This is a genomic window from Bradyrhizobium retamae (assembly GCF_001440415.1).
Classification (GTDB): Bacteria; Pseudomonadota; Alphaproteobacteria; order Rhizobiales; family Xanthobacteraceae; genus Bradyrhizobium; species Bradyrhizobium retamae.
Map to the genome: position 1 here is coordinate 17650 of NZ_LLYA01000135.1, position 15863 is coordinate 33512.

Below are 15863 nucleotides of genomic sequence, written 5' to 3' on the forward strand. Positions count from 1 at the left end.
ATGCGCAAGATGATCCACCTGCTAGATTTGCGGAACGAACCCGGCGGGATGGTTGCGGAGAAGATCCTCAAGCTCAGCGACACGATCGCGGAGTATCGTTTTCCACGCCTCAGTATGGTCGCCGTTTTTGTCACCGATCCTTGCACCAGGCCTGTCGAAGAACGCGAGTTGGTCGATCAGACGCTTTCTATCTTCCTTGAGACCTCTAACGTGATCGAGCAGGAGATTGATCTGGTTTTCGACGGGCGCCGCGATCTCGGCGCCAGCCGAATAGCGTTGAGCCTGGCGGAGGCTAATCCCCAGCGGGGCGGCGCATGCATAGACCGATCCCCAAAGTTTAATAACAGCATTGTTGAACTGCTTCGAAGTCATCTGGCCCTGCTTTCTAGGTGGAGCTACGCCAAACGTACGACACCACGACGTATGCGTCAAGACGACGTACACACCGTTTCAGCCGGTCATCGAGGCTAACCATGCCCCGCCGCCAGGAACTCCCCAGAAAACGCGTTAAGATCGCCTCGGCCGTCTCGATCCTCGGCCTCGAGGCCCGTACAGTGCGCGACATGGCGGCCCGCGGCGAGATCCCTGGCGCTGCCAAGCCGCGGGGCATCTGGACTTTCGACGCGGCGCTGCTCGACCAGTTCAACAGCGATCGCGAGAAGGCGGCATGTCAAAACGCAAGGCACCAAAGGGTTGTTTCTGGCGGGACGGCGTCCTCTATGGCCGGATTCAAACCGGCGGCCGCGACATCAAATGGTCACTACGCACAGACGATCCGGCAATTGCGCGAAGCCGCCGCAAGGCGGAGCGCGACCGCCAGATAGCGGCTCAACGCTACGGCGATCACCGCCGGACCTTTAGCGAAGCGCTGGACGGCTGGGGCAAACACATCGCCGAACAGATCAGTCCGAAGACGTTCGATCGCTACCTGACCTCCCTGGACGTTCTAGCGCGCCATCTGGACGGACTATACATCGACGAGCTGGACAAGGCGCTGGTCGGTAGCATCGTCGAAAACCGGCGCGACGTTCCTGCCGTGCCCAAGGGCCGCAAGCACCCCGTCACCGCGTCGATCGCGACCATCAAGCGAGACCTGACCGCCCTCTCGAGCGTGTGCGACTGGATGGTCGACGAAGGCTGGCGCGACGACAATCCGGTCATGGCATGGCTGAAGCCGGGCGGACGGCGCAAGTCCCGCCTCAAGGAACGCCGCGACCCGATCGTGCTGCCGGATCTTCGCCATGTGCAGATGGTGATCGAGCGGGCGCCGGCGCTGTTCGCCGACCTGATCCGCGCGGCGCTCAAAACCGGCGCGCGCCTCGACGAACTGGTCAAGGCCGACCGCGCCCATCTCGACCGCGAGCGCAAACAGCTGACCGTCATCGGCAAGCGCAACAAGCTGCGCGTGATCGACCTGGTCGATGATGGCGAGGACTTCGGGTTCGAATGCCTGTCGGCGCTGCCGGCCTCGATCGAGACCAAAGCGCTGTTTTGGCATCGCGCCGAGGCAGGCAAGCGCGCCCGCCTCGGCCAGCGCAAAGCGGAGCGCTACCGACAGGCCTCCTCGAACTTCGGACGCATTGTCGAGGCCGTCGCGGGCCAGGCCCAAAAACAGGACCAGGATTTTCGCCCGTTTGCGTTCCACCATCTGCGGCACCTGCACGCCGTCAATTGGCTGAAAAGCGGCCGCTCGATCTATGTTTTGCAGGGCCGTCTCGGTCATACCTCGATCAAAACAACCGAGATGTACCTCACCTATCTGACGCCGGAAGAGGTGCAGATCGTCACCCTCGGCCAGGGCGCATCAGGATCAAAATCAGGAAACCGGCCTTCGGTTTCAGGATCAGCGAAATCGCAGAAAGGCCAATAAAATCGGGCACAACTTGCATGCAGAGCCGCGCCCGAAAACCCGTTTTGTAAACCGAAGGTCGGGAGTTCAATCCTCTCAACCGGCACCACTTAAGAGCGTCAGGCGGACGAAAACCGTTCGACCGAGCCAAGACCCGTTCAGGCCTCCACCATTGGTGGGAATTCCACGGGAAGTTGTTGGGGGAATACCATTTCCGCCGATTTCCCAAGCTCTGCCGATTTCCCAAGGCTCCGCGTTGAATAGGGATCGAGCGACGCTTTCCGTTTGCTTACCCGCTCTACACGTAGCTGCAATCCGAACGCCCCGAGAATCGTCAGGACAGTCGTAAATTCGGGAGAACGATCGCCCATGAACGAGCGGTAGAGTCGTGTTCGGCCAATCTGTATTCGCCGCGCGAACTCAGTAACATTCTCCTGGGCTCGGATGATCTCCCCAAAGGTAGCACAAATGGCACGAAGATTGGATGTTGCAAGGGCAGGATTCAAGAGCTCGGCAACTCCCGCCGGAGTGCTGTAACGCAAATGGCCATGCACTGGCTGTTGAGAACTATATCCTTCGAGCGTGGATGCGGACGGTTGCAGTGTAACCAGCCTCAGGCGCAGTGCCGTAATCACCTTCGTCACTGTGGAAAGCCGCGGCCCCCTCTCCGATACGAAAGCCCCGTAGAGGTGTGCCCGCTCTATTCCTGATGCGATAGCGATTGCCGTGACATTTTGGGCCCGGACTGCTTCACCGAGAGCCAGGCAAACCTGACGGCTATCGGTGGTTTGAAACGCCTGATTCAAGAATTTTTCAAGCTGAGCCGTGCTGGCGTATTGAGGGCGACGCGCCGTCTTGGCCATCTGGTGCCATCCGAGTCTGCACTCACGGGCGCAATCAGAAATAGCCCTCAAGAGGCCGAAAAACCTCTGGCCGGGCATGGCCAGAGGTTTCGGAGGTATTTCTGAAGATGCTGGTGCGCTTCTCCATGAGAGGCCGCCAACCAATTTGGCGACTACGCCTGATGATAATACATGAATTACTCAAGTTATTACAACATATATTTTAGTTACGCACATCGGCGCATGTTCCGGCGAAGACGCTTTGCTGAGGATTCGATGGTGTGCGGGGCGACAAGGCTTCGCTGAAGGCTCGTCGCTCCATGCAGAGTTCAAACGGCGCGACGGAGATCCGGCGAACATTCTGATGACAGGACGCACTTCCGAGTCTTTGAGCGCTTCAGTGAGCTTGCGCGCCACTTCGGTGTGCTGGCGTGGAGCTCGCCAAAAAAAAGAAACCCCCGGCAGCGAAAACCGCCGGGGGTCATTGCGATAGTTCAGTTCAGGATCAGAAATTGCGCTGAACGCGAACGTTGAGCGAAACGGCGTCCTGATCCTTGTACTCGTACCTCGTGGTCGGCTTCGGAGCCGCCACGTTGCTCGCCGCGCTCATAGTGGCAGCGCCGCCGAACTTCTGGTCGAGGTGGAACCACATCACTTCCGCCGAGAACGTCAGGTTCGCAACAGGAGTCCAACGGGTGATCAAACCGAGTTGCGAGATGTTGTAATCGGGGTTGCAAGAGTAGTCTGCGCTCGGCGCCTTGCCGACGTTGTAGTTGGCACACCACTGACCTTTCGCCGTGCCGAGGTCGAGGGCGTTGCCACCATACCGCACCGCAGCCCAGGACCCGAACAGGCTGGTCGACCAGTGGGGATCCCAGTTGTGGTTGAACGCACCACGAATACCGTACGCATCAACCAGCTTGATGTCGCCGGTGCCGCCCAAAGCAACGGGCATGTAGACACCGTCGGCAGTCTGGCCGAAGCCGATGCTCTGGTAAGAGTCCGCACGGCCCGAGCTACCGAACATCGCGAAGCTGGGCGCCGTGTTGATCACGTTCTTCGTGGCACCTTTGGCATAGGAGACATCAACCTTGATGTCGTCGCCGGGGCCGGTGGGCAGGTTCTTGAGCTGCAACGCCGCCATCACCGAACCGCCCCACTTGGAATCGGGGTGGCCAGAGATTTCCTGCAGGTTGCCGGGAGTCAGGATGTTGTAGGAACCACTGACTTCATGCGCCGCGGCCGAAATCTGGAACAGACCCCACGCCTGGTCGACGCGGATGTTGCCGACGATGTCCGGAGCACGCGCACCGGAGTAGGCGTTCGTGCCTGCCGTGATGGCGGTGGACGCGTTGCCGAGACCCACGTTCAACAACTGAGTGCGGTTGTAGTATGGGTCGTCCAGGCCGATGCTGGCGGACACGCCGTTACCGAACTGCGCGGTGTACTGGATGTTGTTCGTGCCGACGACGTCGTCATGGCCGCCAAGCAGGAACGAGGAGTTGTTGCCCGGATAACCGTGCCAAGGCGTCGCATAGGCCGAAGCAGACTTACCGAAGGTGAACCCAGCGAACTGGATGAACACCAAATCCACGCCAAGAGTCTGCGTGCCAGCCACAGCCGGACCTTCGCCGGTAGACGAGTTCAGATTGAAGTTGGCCTGACCGAAGGTGCGAACGACGCCGTACGCCGTGGCAGTGCGCGTATCTACGCTGAGCGCCAAACGCGAACGGGCAGCATAGTAATCGCGCAAGCGATTCTGCTGACCAAGATTGCCGTTCCACGCGGGCTGATCGAAAATGCCGCCGTTGAACGTGGTGTCGACGCGCAGGTAACCACCAATCTTCATGCAGGTGTCGGTGCCGGGGATGTAGTAGAAACCAGCGCCGTACAGGGAGCAGATCTTCACGTACTCGACCGCTTTGGCCTTGACGGGAAGATCGGCAGCCTGCGCTCCACTCACGGCGATGAGACCCGCCGCCGAGCCGAGAACAAGGCTCTTGATCATAGTCATGTTAAACCTCCAAGTTGCTCTGCCAGGACGAGGACGGACCTGTGGCTGTTCCCCCAGGAAAGATCCGCCCTCGCCTTTGAAAAACCGCTCAGTCGTTTCGCGTCTTCGGACACACCCGCATGAACGCGAGGGACTTAAGCGAACCACCTGCAACGGGACGACCCAGGACCCCCCTCGGCCGTCCTCAGAACTATGCATGCGCGACTTACTTAATCAAAATAGTTTATATACTCAGCTATATCTATCCTGTTCGACTGTGTCGCTGTGGCAACACCGGCTGCTCGCAAAATCGTGTTCGGGGAACCGCCAGAAAGGCGTGCACTCGGATGATATTGTTAGGTAAATCAGTTAGGTTAGTACCCGCTGACTCGGAGTTAGAGAAACGATGGCACAGGAACTCCGTAAGGGGTCGGACTCGTCGAGCCGCGGCAGCCGCGGAGGGTCGGATGAGTTCGGCGGAAAGAATCAGGACATCGCCCGGCAACTCTCCTGGGAGATCGCCGCCATCAACGTGCACCTCCAGGAGATTCGTTACTTCTGGGCAAAAGCCCTCGGCATCAGCGGCCCGCAATGGATGATCCTGATGGCTCTGGCCGATTTGGACAAAGGTGAGGGCGTCCCAGTGAAGGACGTCTCAAAGATGCTTCACGTAGACCCGTCGTTCGTCACGACTCAGTCGAAAATGCTCGAGAAGAAGGGTTTCATGCGGCGGAGGACGTCGGCAGACGATGCAAGGGTTGTGCAGATGTCGTTGACGGACAAGACTTATAAGCACATTGCAAACTTGGCCTCCGAGCAGGAGGCCCTCAACAACTTCGTCTTCGCGGAATTCAGCGACCGTGAACTCAGCGAGCTCACTGGCAAACTCGCGACCCTGAAGGGCCGTCTTGAGAAGGCGAGCCTGAAGATAGCGATGGGTATATGACCTCTCCGACGGTAACGAGCTAGGCCGGTACCGACTCAAGGCGATCGGCCATCCAATCAAAAATGAACTCGTTGGCGAGCGTGGGATTATCGCAATGCCCATGCGCGGCCGCAGTTTCAGAGCTTTCGAAAATTCTTAGTGAAATGTCGGGCTGGCTGGTCTTAAGTCGTTCGAACAGACCGGTCACATGGTTGCTTTCGAGCCAGCCCTGCTCACCCATGGTGATCAGGACCGGGCAGCGAAATTTTCGCCGCGACCAGCCTTCGCTTCCTTTACACGCGGAACCCAGCGAGAGGCGGTCCATCAAGAAGGCGCGCTCGTGCATATCCCAGATTCCGCCATCACAAACCGCGGCGGCGAAGCGATTGTCGAGAGCGACGCCACGCGCCACAAAGGACGATCCCGGACCGTCGCCGAGAATAGCTACCCTGCTTTCGTCGATATCGCCCCTCGTCGTGAGGTAATCCATCACGTGGCTTACCGACATTTCGAGATCGGGACGGCCCATGATCTCATCGAATTTGGCGCCGGTGCCGGATCCGAGGAGATCCACGGCCAGCAGCGACAATCCCCTGTCGCGGGCGTAGCGCGCCACCTTGAAGAGATATTCTTCCTTCCGATGTCCGGGATCGCCCATGCACACCACGACAGGCGTTCGATGCGAAGCGCCTGGGGCCGGTAAAAAGTAGCCTTCCAGCGGATAATCTTCCTGCCAGGGAATCTCGACGACCTCGCCGGCGGGAGTGAGATGCGCAATGTAGCGGCGGGCGCAGGCCCGCGTGGTTCTGAGCACGCCTTGCTGTTTCTTGTCGGCAGCGTCGAAATCGAACGCTGATGCCTGATAGTAATTGATGGCACGGAGCCAGTTGCTTTGCGCGGTCAGCACGTGACCACGCTGGAAGGCAGCGTTGGCGCGCTCGTTGCTGATATCAGCCATCCTGAGCCATTCCCGGTACCAGGAATCGCCGCCATCCTTTGGGTCAATCCGACTTGCGACAAGGAAGCATTCCGAGATCAGCGAGCCCCCTTCCTGAGCCAGGCCGAGCAGCCTCACGAACTCGATTGAGAACTCTTCGCTGTCTGGCCATTGAACCCAACCCGCCGGACCAAAATGAATCTTCATGCCGGAAGCAAACCTGTAAACCTCAACTGATTAAATTAGTTATAGTTCGTAACTTAAATCGTGAGGTCGACATCCTGCAAGCCCTCCAAACGTCCATGCCGCAGATACGCTTAGCCCACCGAACGGCTCCCAGCTTCAATAGCCGGGCTGTAGGGCCATCGCCTGAGAGGCATCTCGGAAAATGTATTGCACCGGGCGGAACTAGTGGAAAGTGCTTGTTGGACCATCTATGGGGCAACGTGCTGTTTTTTCAGGCGATTCCCGTACTACGGCGCTGAATGCATCACTTGGCCCATTATCAGCGGGGCTTCTGGCCTGGATGAGATAGTAGTTCAACGTCCTGGCCGATGCGCCACCCGCGGTTGTGGGGTCGGACACTCACTCTCAGACTGGTCGGGGAAACCAACCCCCACCTCCCGCGTTCTCCCGGCATGAGAATTCGCGAAGAAAACTGCAACATGGTGCTGCTCGCGATCGTCGCGTGTTTCAGCGTGGCGATTGCAGGTGGCGTTACGCTGCTTGGGTTCGACGACAAGCCGGTCCAGTTCGCGCACCGGACAACCGCTGGCGTCGAGCGTTCGCCAGCAGCCGACCAGCGGATCATCCATGTCGGCGACCAGCCGCCGGTGCGCATGATCGGCGCGCCCTTTGTCCCGAACACCAATCCCCGCGAACGCTAGACCCCAACCTGGCGCGACCACGCTTGCGGATACCATCACTGATGCGCCCCGCGCGACGTGCGCGTTGGCAGTCACGGACTGTCGCCGTTTTGTCACCTCGCGCGCAAAAGTGCGGCAGTTGTCCCCAGTTACTTCCCCCCCCCCGCTTGATTCCACAAAAGCCGTTTGATGGAATGATTTGGGCCGAGGTGTCTCATGAAATGGATGAGGGAACGCGATCTCCTGATCGCGCAGACGATGGCGTTTGTTCAATCGGTGACCGGCAAGCCGCCGGAGGCCGAGAAGACGGTCACGACGTCGGTCACCGTCCTCTCCGTCCAGGCATCCGAGCCCACCCGTCCGGCCGCGCCGCTTTCTGACATCCAGGCCCTGCTGGCGGGGACGATGCCCCTTGCCGAGGCGCCAAAGGAAGCGTCGAGGGAAATAGCGAGGCTGGCCCCTGTCGCGCGTCCTGACCTGCGGGACGATATCCAGTCCGAGATCAAGGCGCGGGTCGCGAATTTCCGTGCCCATCAGGAGCGGTTCAACCGCGAGCGCGAGGCCTATTGCACCGCGACCATGGCAAAGGTCCACGCTGCGCTCCGCGAAGGCGAGCCGCCGGCGAAGTAGCCCGCGCCTGACCCGGTCCCCGGATACCGTGCAGCGCGCGGCACCTGCACGCGGGTCCGCGCGGCCCGAGCACAGGCTCTGTGGTCCGCTGCTGATCCGGATCCAGTCTGCGATAGGTCCGGGCTCTGGGCGAAGCGTCAATTCGTGACGCATCGCGTCCGGGACACGACCTCCATGTTGTCATCCTGTGTGGGATTCGGTCGATCGTCTCTATCTTAGAGCCAGGCATAGACCAGTGCCATGTTGGCGGCGCAGGCAGCCAGCAGGCAAACGGTCAGCGTGAGTTGGACACGCTCGCAGGAGGTCTGGAGGCTCGTTCTCATGGCCGGAAACATCCGGCGATTCTGGCGACTGAGTCTCGGGGATTCTTTTTTCGGGAATTTACGGCTCGTTAAAGACTCAGAGACTCCACGAAAACGGGCCGAAACGAGCCAATTTGCTCCCGAAACAGCCTGTGGAATGGCCGCATGGCAGCCAAGCCTGAAACCCGGCCCACGCTTCCGCGTTGACCGTTTTTACCGGAGCTAACAATGCCCTACGCGCTGTTCTCAAAGGATGCCAAACTGAGCAAGGCCTATCCAACCGCAGCCGACGTCTGGAAGATCGCCCAAAAGAGCGGTCTCGTCGTCGACGTCATCTCCGGGCAAGACAACAAGGGTCCCCGTCCGGTGCTGGACCATGACTACGAGATCAAGCCCTGCCAGCTTGAGCCGCACGAAGACCCCGCCCGCAACAAGGCCGACGCCGAGCGCGACGCGCAGACGGAATTGCAGCTCGCGTCATAAGGTCGGCCGCAAGCCGCCGACACACGACAGTCCTCGGCGAATGGGTCCCATTCGCCGGGACGATATCCGAGACGCAAAGTCGGATCCTACGGCGTCGCCGAGACCAGCGATACCTGTTCCGAAGCAAGGGTGACACATGCCTTGCGCCGCTGCAGTCCCCTGATCGCACCGGTCACCTTGCGCACCTTGCCGGCCCCGCACGAGGGATCCTGCACGAAGGCGACTTCATAGGGAGCAAGGATAAGCGGTTCGGATTTCAGGACAGTTTGAGCATGGCACGGAAACGCCGCAGCGGAAAAGATCAGCCCTAACGCAAAAGCACGCATGTTCGTCGTCCCACCAGCCGGCCGGAACCATAATATCGGATCGTGACGAAAAGTTGCATGCAGCGCGAAATTTTTTTTCGCGCCTGCCAAAAAATTACCGGTGCGCGCTCGCCTCAATATCCGCCAGCAAAAAGGCCGGCGTGAAGCCGGCCCTTGCGCGTCTCGAGACCAAGTCGGTATCAATATTTGGAAGCAGCGGGACCACCCCAGCCGAACCGGTAGTTCACGCCCACCTTGGCCGTATGCTCGTCGTTGCGGAAGGTACGGCCGTTGATATCGGCAGGACCGGACGTGAAGGTCGTGTCGCCGAAATTGTAATACTGGTACTCGGCCTTGGCGGACCAGTTCGGGGCGAACATGTATTCGAGGCCGCCGCCGACCGTATAGCCGTCCTTCTGGTTGCCGTTGGTGGTGAAGCCCGCGGGCACGCCGGCAACCGACACTCCAAGATCGTTGCCGTTGCGCCAGGCGTAACCGCCCTTGGCGTAGAGCAGCGCCGGACCCCAAGTGTAGCCGATCCGGCCGGTTACCGAGCCGATCTGGTCGGTGTTGGAGGTCACAAGCGTCCCGCCCGGAAACAGCACGCCGTTATTGTTGTTGTTGGGCAGCCAGCTATATTGGGCTTCGGCGCCCAGCACCCAGTTCGGCGCGAACTGATAGTCGAAGCCGCCCTGCACACCGCCGAGGAAGCGGGCATCGCTGCCCTGCAGGGAGCTGTTGCCCGCAAAGGCGCCACCGGCATGGCCGCCGATATAGAATCCGGTCCAGTTATAGACGACTTGAGGCGCCGTATAGGCAGGCGCCTTGGTGTACGGCCGGGGCGGCATGTCGGCCGCAAAGGCTGGTGCCGCCATGACGGCCAGCGCGGCAGCCCCGAGCAGTATCTTCTTCATCCTATTTCCCCGTTACGAACGTCGCGGATACCAATCCAAACAACGTGACTTCATTTAGGTTGCTTTGCGGCAAACGCCCGCGACCGGATGGCGCGCCACTGTGACGGCACCAACAAAGCGTTCTAGTTCCCTCGCACGTCAGGCTTTTTCTGGGGTTAAGGAGGTGATTTCCCCGCTTAGCTGGTGTCTGGCATGACTAAGGCAAGGTTCAACCCTCGCCGAAAAGTGATCCGATTTCGTTCACGGTTCCTTCCCGGTACATCAGATGACGGCCCGCGCCGGCAGTCATCGCGACTGCCGGCGGCAAAACCCGTCCGTCTTCAAAAGCGAGCCACTTCGACGACGGCGTCGGCAAAGGCCTGCGGTGCCTCCTGCGGCAGATTGTGCCCAATCCCGCCGGTGATGAGACGATGGGCGTATCTGCCGGAAAACTTCTTGGCGTAAGCCTTCGGGTCCGGATGCGGCGCGCCGTTGGCGTCGCCTTCGAGGGTGATGGTGGGTACGGTAATGACCGGAAATTCGCCCAGCCGCCTTTCCAGTGCGTCGAATTTGGTCTCGCCCGGGGCGAGACCAAGCCGCCAGCGATAATTGTGAATCACGATGGCGACATGGTCCGGGTTGTCGAAGGACGCCGCGCTGCGTTCGAAGGTCACGTCGTCGAAATTCCATTTCGGCGAGGCAAGCCGCCAGATCAGCTTGGAAAACTCGCGCCGGTATTTTTCGTAGCCCAACCGGCCGCGGTCGGTCGCAAAATAATACTGGTACCACCACTGCAGTTCGGCCGATGGCGGCAGCGGTTTTGCGTTGGCTTCCTGACTGCCGATCAGGTAGCCGCTGACCGAAACCAGCGCCTTGACGCGTTCCGGCCAGATCGCGGCGACGATGCCGGCGGTTCGGGCGCCCCAGTCGAAGCCAGCCACCACCGCTTTTTCGATCTTCAGCGCATGCATCAGCGCGATGACGTCGGTGGCAAGCGCGCCCTGCTGGCCGTTTCGCGGCGTATCGCCTGAGAGGAAGCGCGTCGTGCCGTAGCCGCGCAGATACGGCACGACGACCCGGAAGCCTGCCGATGCCAGCACGGGAGCCACGTCGACGAAGGCGTAGATGTCGTACGGCCAGCCGTGCAGAAGGATGGCGACGGGACCATTGGCGGGCCCCGCTTCGGCGTAACCGATACTGAGAACGCCGGCCTCGATCTGTTTCAGCGCGGCAAACGAGGCGTGGGCGCCCGGCCTGCCCGCGCCTGCCCCGGCGTCGCCGGACTGCGCGAACAGCGCCCCGCTCATGGCAAACGGTGCGGCCGCAAGGGTGGCTGCCGCGGTGCCGAGGAAGCGGCGGCGGTCAGGCGTGATGGAAAGGAACATGTCTTTCTCCGCTCTACACTTATGCGATTAGATCGCGTGCGATGTAAATGATCGGACACGATATGTATAGGCGCGAAGCATCACACTCTCGTGTGGAACTCACAGCAAGCGCGCGAAGCTAGCGCGTCAGTTTCTCCAGTTCCGCAAATGGCGCGTAGGCCAGCCCCGCACAGGGCTCTGCGGCGTTTTCGATGATGCGGTCGAGCCGGCCATCGACAAAAAGGATGGCGCGTTCGCGCGGCTCGCGGTAGCCGCCGTCGGATTCGCGCGGGCTGAACCGGAGACAGACGACATAGCGCAGCCGCCCGCCGACCACGCGCTCGATCGGCTCGGCCATCACGGCGCCGCGTACGCCGACGGGATCATTGAGATAAGTCTTCAGGAACGCCAGCACTTCCGTGCGGTAGTTTTTCGGAAAAGGCTGGCTGGAGACGCCGCGATCGTCGGTAAACGTGATCGGCTTGCTCTCGTCGCTGGCGGCGCAGGCCGACAGCGCGAGCGGCAACAGTACCACCGCCGCAATTTTGACTGAACTTCGCAAGCGAAATGTTTCCCCCGCCCCAGTTGGCAGTCTCTTAGACTGCCCGGCGGCGAAATGGAATTCGCATCTCGGTTACTGGCCCGAACAGATCGAAGCAGCACCAGCCCACGGCCATCGGGGAAGCAATGGCACGTGGGCTGGTCCGATATCCGCCGACGCGGGGGCAATGGGGAAGCAAACGCGCCGGCGGATCAGATTCGATCGCGCTGGTTCAACTGCGCTTGGCAGCCGGCGCGGCGGGTTTGACCGCGGCAGGCGTCTTTGAGAGGCCGACCTGCTTCTTGTGGCTATGATGTCGATCGCGCTTGGCGTTCAGCGCCTTCGATTTTCCCTGCTCGGCCTTGGTGACCGGGGCCTGCGTACTCTTGTTCGCAGGAGCCTGCGCGGTCTTGCCCGCAGTGCCGGCAAACACGGGCGCGGCGAGAACGGACACGGCAACGAGCGCTGCAGAAAAGGTCTTGAGCATGGCTGTCTCCTCTTCCATGGGGACCTGCGGGCTCTCCAGTCCGAATGGCCGGGCTCGCCGATCGTGCGTGCGACGTTAGGCACGGCGCAGTGAACCCGTCCTGAATCGAACGTGCGGACTTCGTTCATCTCCATGGCAGGTTCGCCATCTTTAGAACGCGAACTGCGGCCGCCAAATCGGCAGGATCCAAAATCGAAAGGATCGAAGGCGGATGGCGGGAATGTTCCCAACTGCCGGGTGTTCATATCATCGGCCTTCGGTGTAGGATTGTGGAACCGGCCATCAGGAGAGATGCATGAACAAACTAGCGATCAGGCTTTTGACGCTCGCAATGTTGTCCCTTACGCTCGCGGCAGCTCCTGTCGTCACCGCCGTCTACGCAAATCCCGATAACGAGCCGCCTCCGCCGCCGAAGAAGAAAAAGAAATCCAGCGAAGCCCGCCCGGCCATTGAACAAACCGCATTCGTCGACGGCTATCGCGCTGCCTACGCCGCGATCTACGAGCGCCACGACTATGCGTCGGCGATCGAGCAGTTGAAGGCGCTCGGCCGTGACGATTCGGCCGCCGTCGCCAATCTGATCGGCTATTCCTATCGCCAGCTCGGCGACTACAAGGTCTCGCAGATCTGGTACGAGCGCGCGCTGAAGGCCGATCCGAGCCACGTCAAGACCTGGCAGTATTACGGCCTGTGGCAGGTCGAACAGGGCAACCGCGATCAGGCGCAATATCACCTGAACCGGATCGCGCAGCTCACCGGCACCTCAAGCGAAGAATATCGCTCGCTGGCCGCGGCGCTCGAAAAGCCGCCGGGGACGGGATTGGTGTACTGAGCCACGACTTTCTCCGCGTCATTGCAATGACGAAGGAAACCCGGCGTAGTCATCAAGACTGCGCCGGTTGTGTTTGAGCGCTACTTCATCACCTTCTCAACTTCCGCGCGGAATGCCTGGCGCGCGCCGTCGCGCGAATAGAACATGTGGCCACCGGGATAAACGACGAGTTTGACTCGATCCGATCGCGCATAGGCCGGCAACTGATCGAGAATTACCTTCGAGGCAAAATAGGGTGTGGCGAGATCGAAAAGCCCGTGACCGACCAGCAATTTCATTTTCGGGTCGAGCGCGAGAATCTGCCGAAGCTCCGAAATCGACTCGGCCGGACCGCGACCGAAATCCCAGGCCCTGTACACGGCTGGATTAAGCAGGTGATACGAGCCATCGGGGCGCCAGTTGAGTTTGCGCGTGGTGAGGTCGACGGCCGCGCTCGTCAACGGCGCCGTCAGGGAATCGCCGGAAGGATCGCCGAAATGCGCGTGGTTCGAATCCGGATAGGGATCGAAGCCTGAGACCGAGCCGTCATAACGTCCCGTCACACGGCCGTTGCGGCGGTCGAATTCTCTGCGGAACTCGCCGACCTCGAAACGCCCTCCGAGTCTGCGGCTCACCGCTTGATCGATGCCGGTAAGCGCGGCCACCTTGTCGGCAAGCCGCGTCGCGGCCTCGCGGTCCGCCTGCCCCTTGACGAGATCGGTCACAAACTCGCCTTGCGCGTAGCGCTCGACGTCAGCGAGATCGGCGCGCGTCACCGGTCCCTTGGCTTCGCGCGCCACCGCCGCCATGCTTGGCAGTGTGTTCATATACTGCAACAGGCTCGAGCCGGAAAAATCGCGATAGTCGAACAAGGGTGAGACCAGGATCAGTCCGCGCACGCCGACGCCCTGCTGGGTCTGCAGGTTGCGAACGATTTTTGGTCCACGGATGCCGCCATAACTTTCGCCGGTCACGAATTTCGGCGAGAGCAGACGATCATTCTTTTCCAGCCAGCGCCGGATCACGAGTGCGATGGCGCTGACGTCGCCGTCGATGGAGTAGAATCGCTTGCGCGTGTCCTCGCCGGTCGCGACGAAACGGCTGTATCCGGTGCCGACGGGATCGATGAATACGAGATCGGTAAAGTCGAGCCAGGTCTCGGCGTTGGGCAGCAAGTCGGGCGTCGCCGACGACACTGCACCCTCACCCGTGATCGATATGCGCCAGGGCCCAGCGTCGCCGAACTGCAGCCAGGCCGATGACGCGCCCGGGCCGCCGTTGAACAGAAACGTCACCGGCCGGCTTGTGCGATCGGAGCCGTCGAGCTGGTAGGAGGTATAGACGATATCGGCCTGCGGCTCGCGCTTGTCGTCGAACAGCCGGATCGAGCCGGCGGTGGCGGTGAAGTTGAGCGTGCGGCCGGGCAACGTCAGCGTTTGCCGGGTGGTGGAATCCGGCGGCAGGCGATGTTGTTCGGCTGCCGGCGATGGCGTCGCGGCGGGGCCCCGCCCTGCTTCGCCCTTCTGGCCCGACGGAGACGGCGATGGCGTCGCTGGGGCAGGCTGCTGCGAAGTCGGCGAACTCGCCTGCTCGGCGCGTACGCCGGTCGCGCAACACAGGACCAGAACCGCGGCGGCCAGACGCATGGGACGCGTTGCCATAAAACGAGAAGCCATGCCGTTCACTCCCAATCTGCGCCCCGAGACTGCGACAGCGCCGTTGGTACACAAGGGCAGGAAACTCGCGGAAATCACAATCCCGACAGCATCGCGTGAGAGGGTTGGAATGCCCTGCACTGCGCCCGATGGCTGTCCTCGGCGGCCGTTAGGTGATATCGGTCGGTTCCGCTGACCTACCGGCCAGATATTTTGATCTATCCATGAAACCATTCGGGCGCTGGCGCGACTAACGAACCTGCGCTTTTTTATGGGGTCTTAGAATGAAACGTTCGATTGCTGTTTGTCTCGGCCTGCTGGCGCTGGCTTCTCCGGCGGCCGCAGATTCGCCGGCCGCGGTGGTCGAAGACATCAAGGGCAAGGTCACCGGTGCGGAATTCATGGACTATGTGACGCCCAAGGCTGTGATCAAGATCGGTGACGGCGGCTCTGTCATTCTGAGCTACCTGAAGTCGTGCCGGCGCGAGACGATCAGCGGCACCGGCACCGTTGTCGTCGGCACCGAGGAGAGCGCCGTTCACCTCGCCGAGGTCAAAGCCGAGAAAACGAATTGCGATGCCAATCAGGCCAACGTGACCACGCGCGAAACCAGCGGCGTCGCCGCCACCGTGCTGCGCAGCGTCGACAGCAACAAGGCGGCTTCCCTGCCGCAGCCGCAGCTCACGCTTTACGGCGCCTCGCCGCTGGTGGAGGCCAAGGGACGCGGCAAGCTGATCATCCGGCGTCTCGACGCGGCGGGCGAACGACAGCAGATCGATCTCGGCGGCACCCAGCTCAAGGGACGCTTCGTCGATTTTGCCAGCGAGAACGTCGCGCTGGCTCCCGGCGGCCTCTACGCCGCTTCGTTCAAGTCCTCGCAGATCGTGTTCCGGGTGGATGAGCAGGCCAAGCCCGGCGCGACACCGATCGTCGGCCGGCTGCTGCGGCTGCAATAGGCGTGCCGGACCGTCCAGCTTGAG

At 61.0% G+C, this 15863-nt stretch carries 17 protein-coding genes; 8 read left to right on the top strand and 9 right to left on the bottom strand.

All coding sequences use genetic code 11. From position 1 onward, the window contains the following. A complete protein-coding gene (locus tag CQ13_RS16070; RefSeq protein ID WP_057843838.1) occupies positions 1–471 on the top strand; it encodes a hypothetical protein in 471 nt (156 codons plus the stop codon). Between the two features lie 196 nt (positions 472–667). Next, positions 668–1870 (top strand): site-specific integrase, encoded by a 1203-nt coding sequence (locus CQ13_RS16075; protein WP_057843839.1) that lies wholly within the window; start codon positions 668–670, stop codon positions 1868–1870. Between the two features lie 137 nt (positions 1871–2007). Here CQ13_RS16075 and CQ13_RS16080 read toward each other — a convergent pair whose 3' ends face one another. After that, positions 2008–2712: an addiction module antidote protein gene (locus CQ13_RS16080; RefSeq protein WP_057843840.1), complete on the bottom strand. Its 705-nt coding sequence runs from the start codon at positions 2710–2712 to the stop codon at positions 2008–2010. Between the two features lie 484 nt (positions 2713–3196). Next, positions 3197–4705, bottom strand: coding sequence for a porin (locus tag CQ13_RS16085; RefSeq protein ID WP_057843841.1), 1509 nt, complete (start codon positions 4703–4705; stop codon positions 3197–3199). Positions 4706–5090: 385 nt separating this feature from the next. On the opposite strand from CQ13_RS16085, the gene CQ13_RS16090 reads away from it, so the two are divergent. Then, entirely contained in the window at positions 5091–5630 is a 540-nt protein-coding gene (locus tag CQ13_RS16090) for a MarR family winged helix-turn-helix transcriptional regulator (protein ID WP_082637498.1), read from the top strand. 19 nt (positions 5631–5649) lie between these two features. On the opposite strand, the gene CQ13_RS16095 is transcribed toward CQ13_RS16090, so the two are convergent. Next, the gene (locus CQ13_RS16095; RefSeq protein WP_057843842.1) at positions 5650–6753 is read right to left on the bottom strand and encodes an alpha/beta hydrolase family protein; all 1104 of its coding nucleotides are present in this window, start codon (positions 6751–6753) and stop codon (positions 5650–5652) included. A 458-nt stretch (positions 6754–7211) separates the two neighbouring features. Here CQ13_RS16095 and CQ13_RS16100 point away from each other — a divergent pair, with 458 nt between their 5' ends. From CQ13_RS16100 to CQ13_RS16110, 3 genes are all read left to right on the top strand, one after another. Then, a complete protein-coding gene (locus CQ13_RS16100; protein WP_057843843.1) occupies positions 7212–7433 on the top strand; it encodes a hypothetical protein in 222 nt (73 codons plus the stop codon). A 195-nt stretch (positions 7434–7628) separates the two neighbouring features. After that, positions 7629–8042 carry a hypothetical protein gene (locus CQ13_RS16105; RefSeq protein ID WP_057843844.1) on the top strand — a complete coding sequence of 138 codons (414 nt, stop codon included), beginning with the start codon at positions 7629–7631 and terminating at the stop codon, positions 8040–8042. 530 nt (positions 8043–8572) lie between these two features. Further along, positions 8573–8827: a hypothetical protein gene (locus CQ13_RS16110; RefSeq protein ID WP_057843845.1), complete on the top strand. Its 255-nt coding sequence runs from the start codon at positions 8573–8575 to the stop codon at positions 8825–8827. 86 nt (positions 8828–8913) lie between these two features. On the opposite strand, the gene CQ13_RS16115 is transcribed toward CQ13_RS16110, so the two are convergent. From CQ13_RS16115 to CQ13_RS16135, 5 genes are all read right to left on the bottom strand, one after another. After that, positions 8914–9153 carry a DUF6719 family protein gene (locus tag CQ13_RS16115; RefSeq protein WP_057843925.1) on the bottom strand — a complete coding sequence of 80 codons (240 nt, stop codon included), beginning with the start codon at positions 9151–9153 and terminating at the stop codon, positions 8914–8916. 179 nt (positions 9154–9332) lie between these two features. Further along, positions 9333–10046, bottom strand: a complete 714-nt coding sequence (locus tag CQ13_RS16120; protein ID WP_057843846.1) for an outer membrane protein — start codon at positions 10044–10046, stop codon at positions 9333–9335. A 320-nt stretch (positions 10047–10366) separates the two neighbouring features. After that, a complete protein-coding gene (locus CQ13_RS16125) occupies positions 10367–11410 on the bottom strand; it encodes an alpha/beta fold hydrolase (RefSeq protein WP_057843847.1) in 1044 nt (347 codons plus the stop codon). Positions 11411–11528: 118 nt separating this feature from the next. Then, complete coding sequence (locus CQ13_RS16130; protein WP_057843848.1) at positions 11529–11951, bottom strand: hypothetical protein; 423 nt, start codon at positions 11949–11951, stop codon at positions 11529–11531. Between the two features lie 211 nt (positions 11952–12162). Further along, positions 12163–12417 (bottom strand): His-rich protein BRANT, encoded by a 255-nt coding sequence (locus CQ13_RS16135; protein WP_156433705.1) that lies wholly within the window; start codon positions 12415–12417, stop codon positions 12163–12165. 295 nt (positions 12418–12712) lie between these two features. Here CQ13_RS16135 and CQ13_RS16140 point away from each other — a divergent pair, with 295 nt between their 5' ends. Then, positions 12713–13249: a tetratricopeptide repeat protein gene (locus CQ13_RS16140; RefSeq protein ID WP_057843850.1), complete on the top strand. Its 537-nt coding sequence runs from the start codon at positions 12713–12715 to the stop codon at positions 13247–13249. An 80-nt stretch (positions 13250–13329) separates the two neighbouring features. Here CQ13_RS16140 and CQ13_RS16145 read toward each other — a convergent pair whose 3' ends face one another. Next, complete coding sequence (locus tag CQ13_RS16145; RefSeq protein WP_156433706.1) at positions 13330–14904, bottom strand: S10 family peptidase; 1575 nt, start codon at positions 14902–14904, stop codon at positions 13330–13332. Positions 14905–15167: 263 nt separating this feature from the next. Between CQ13_RS16145 and CQ13_RS16150 the strand changes: the two genes are divergently transcribed. Continuing rightward, complete coding sequence (locus CQ13_RS16150; protein ID WP_057843852.1) at positions 15168–15839, top strand: hypothetical protein; 672 nt, start codon at positions 15168–15170, stop codon at positions 15837–15839. The last annotated feature ends 24 nt before the right edge of the window (positions 15840–15863 follow it).

Coding starts and splice junctions, on each gene's coding strand:
- CQ13_RS16140 (WP_057843850.1), top strand. CDS start 12,713: ATGAACAAACTAGCGATCAGGCTTTTGACGCTCGCAATGTTGTCCCTT.
- CQ13_RS16090 (WP_082637498.1), top strand. CDS start 5,091: ATGGCACAGGAACTCCGTAAGGGGTCGGACTCGTCGAGCCGCGGCAGC.
- CQ13_RS16115 (WP_057843925.1), bottom strand. CDS start 9,153: ATGCGTGCTTTTGCGTTAGGGCTGATCTTTTCCGCTGCGGCGTTTCCG.
- CQ13_RS16070 (WP_057843838.1), top strand. CDS start 1: ATGCGCAAGATGATCCACCTGCTAGATTTGCGGAACGAACCCGGCGGG.
- CQ13_RS16135 (WP_156433705.1), bottom strand. CDS start 12,417: ATGCTCAAGACCTTTTCTGCAGCGCTCGTTGCCGTGTCCGTTCTCGCC.
- CQ13_RS16085 (WP_057843841.1), bottom strand. CDS start 4,705: ATGACTATGATCAAGAGCCTTGTTCTCGGCTCGGCGGCGGGTCTCATC.
- CQ13_RS16105 (WP_057843844.1), top strand. CDS start 7,629: ATGAAATGGATGAGGGAACGCGATCTCCTGATCGCGCAGACGATGGCG.
- CQ13_RS16110 (WP_057843845.1), top strand. CDS start 8,573: ATGCCCTACGCGCTGTTCTCAAAGGATGCCAAACTGAGCAAGGCCTAT.
- CQ13_RS16095 (WP_057843842.1), bottom strand. CDS start 6,753: ATGAAGATTCATTTTGGTCCGGCGGGTTGGGTTCAATGGCCAGACAGC.
- CQ13_RS16120 (WP_057843846.1), bottom strand. CDS start 10,046: ATGAAGAAGATACTGCTCGGGGCTGCCGCGCTGGCCGTCATGGCGGCA.
- CQ13_RS16145 (WP_156433706.1), bottom strand. CDS start 14,904: ATGGCTTCTCGTTTTATGGCAACGCGTCCCATGCGTCTGGCCGCCGCG.
- CQ13_RS16150 (WP_057843852.1), top strand. CDS start 15,168: ATGAAACGTTCGATTGCTGTTTGTCTCGGCCTGCTGGCGCTGGCTTCT.
- CQ13_RS16100 (WP_057843843.1), top strand. CDS start 7,212: ATGGTGCTGCTCGCGATCGTCGCGTGTTTCAGCGTGGCGATTGCAGGT.
- CQ13_RS16075 (WP_057843839.1), top strand. CDS start 668: ATGTCAAAACGCAAGGCACCAAAGGGTTGTTTCTGGCGGGACGGCGTC.
- CQ13_RS16125 (WP_057843847.1), bottom strand. CDS start 11,410: ATGTTCCTTTCCATCACGCCTGACCGCCGCCGCTTCCTCGGCACCGCG.
- CQ13_RS16080 (WP_057843840.1), bottom strand. CDS start 2,712: ATGGCCAAGACGGCGCGTCGCCCTCAATACGCCAGCACGGCTCAGCTT.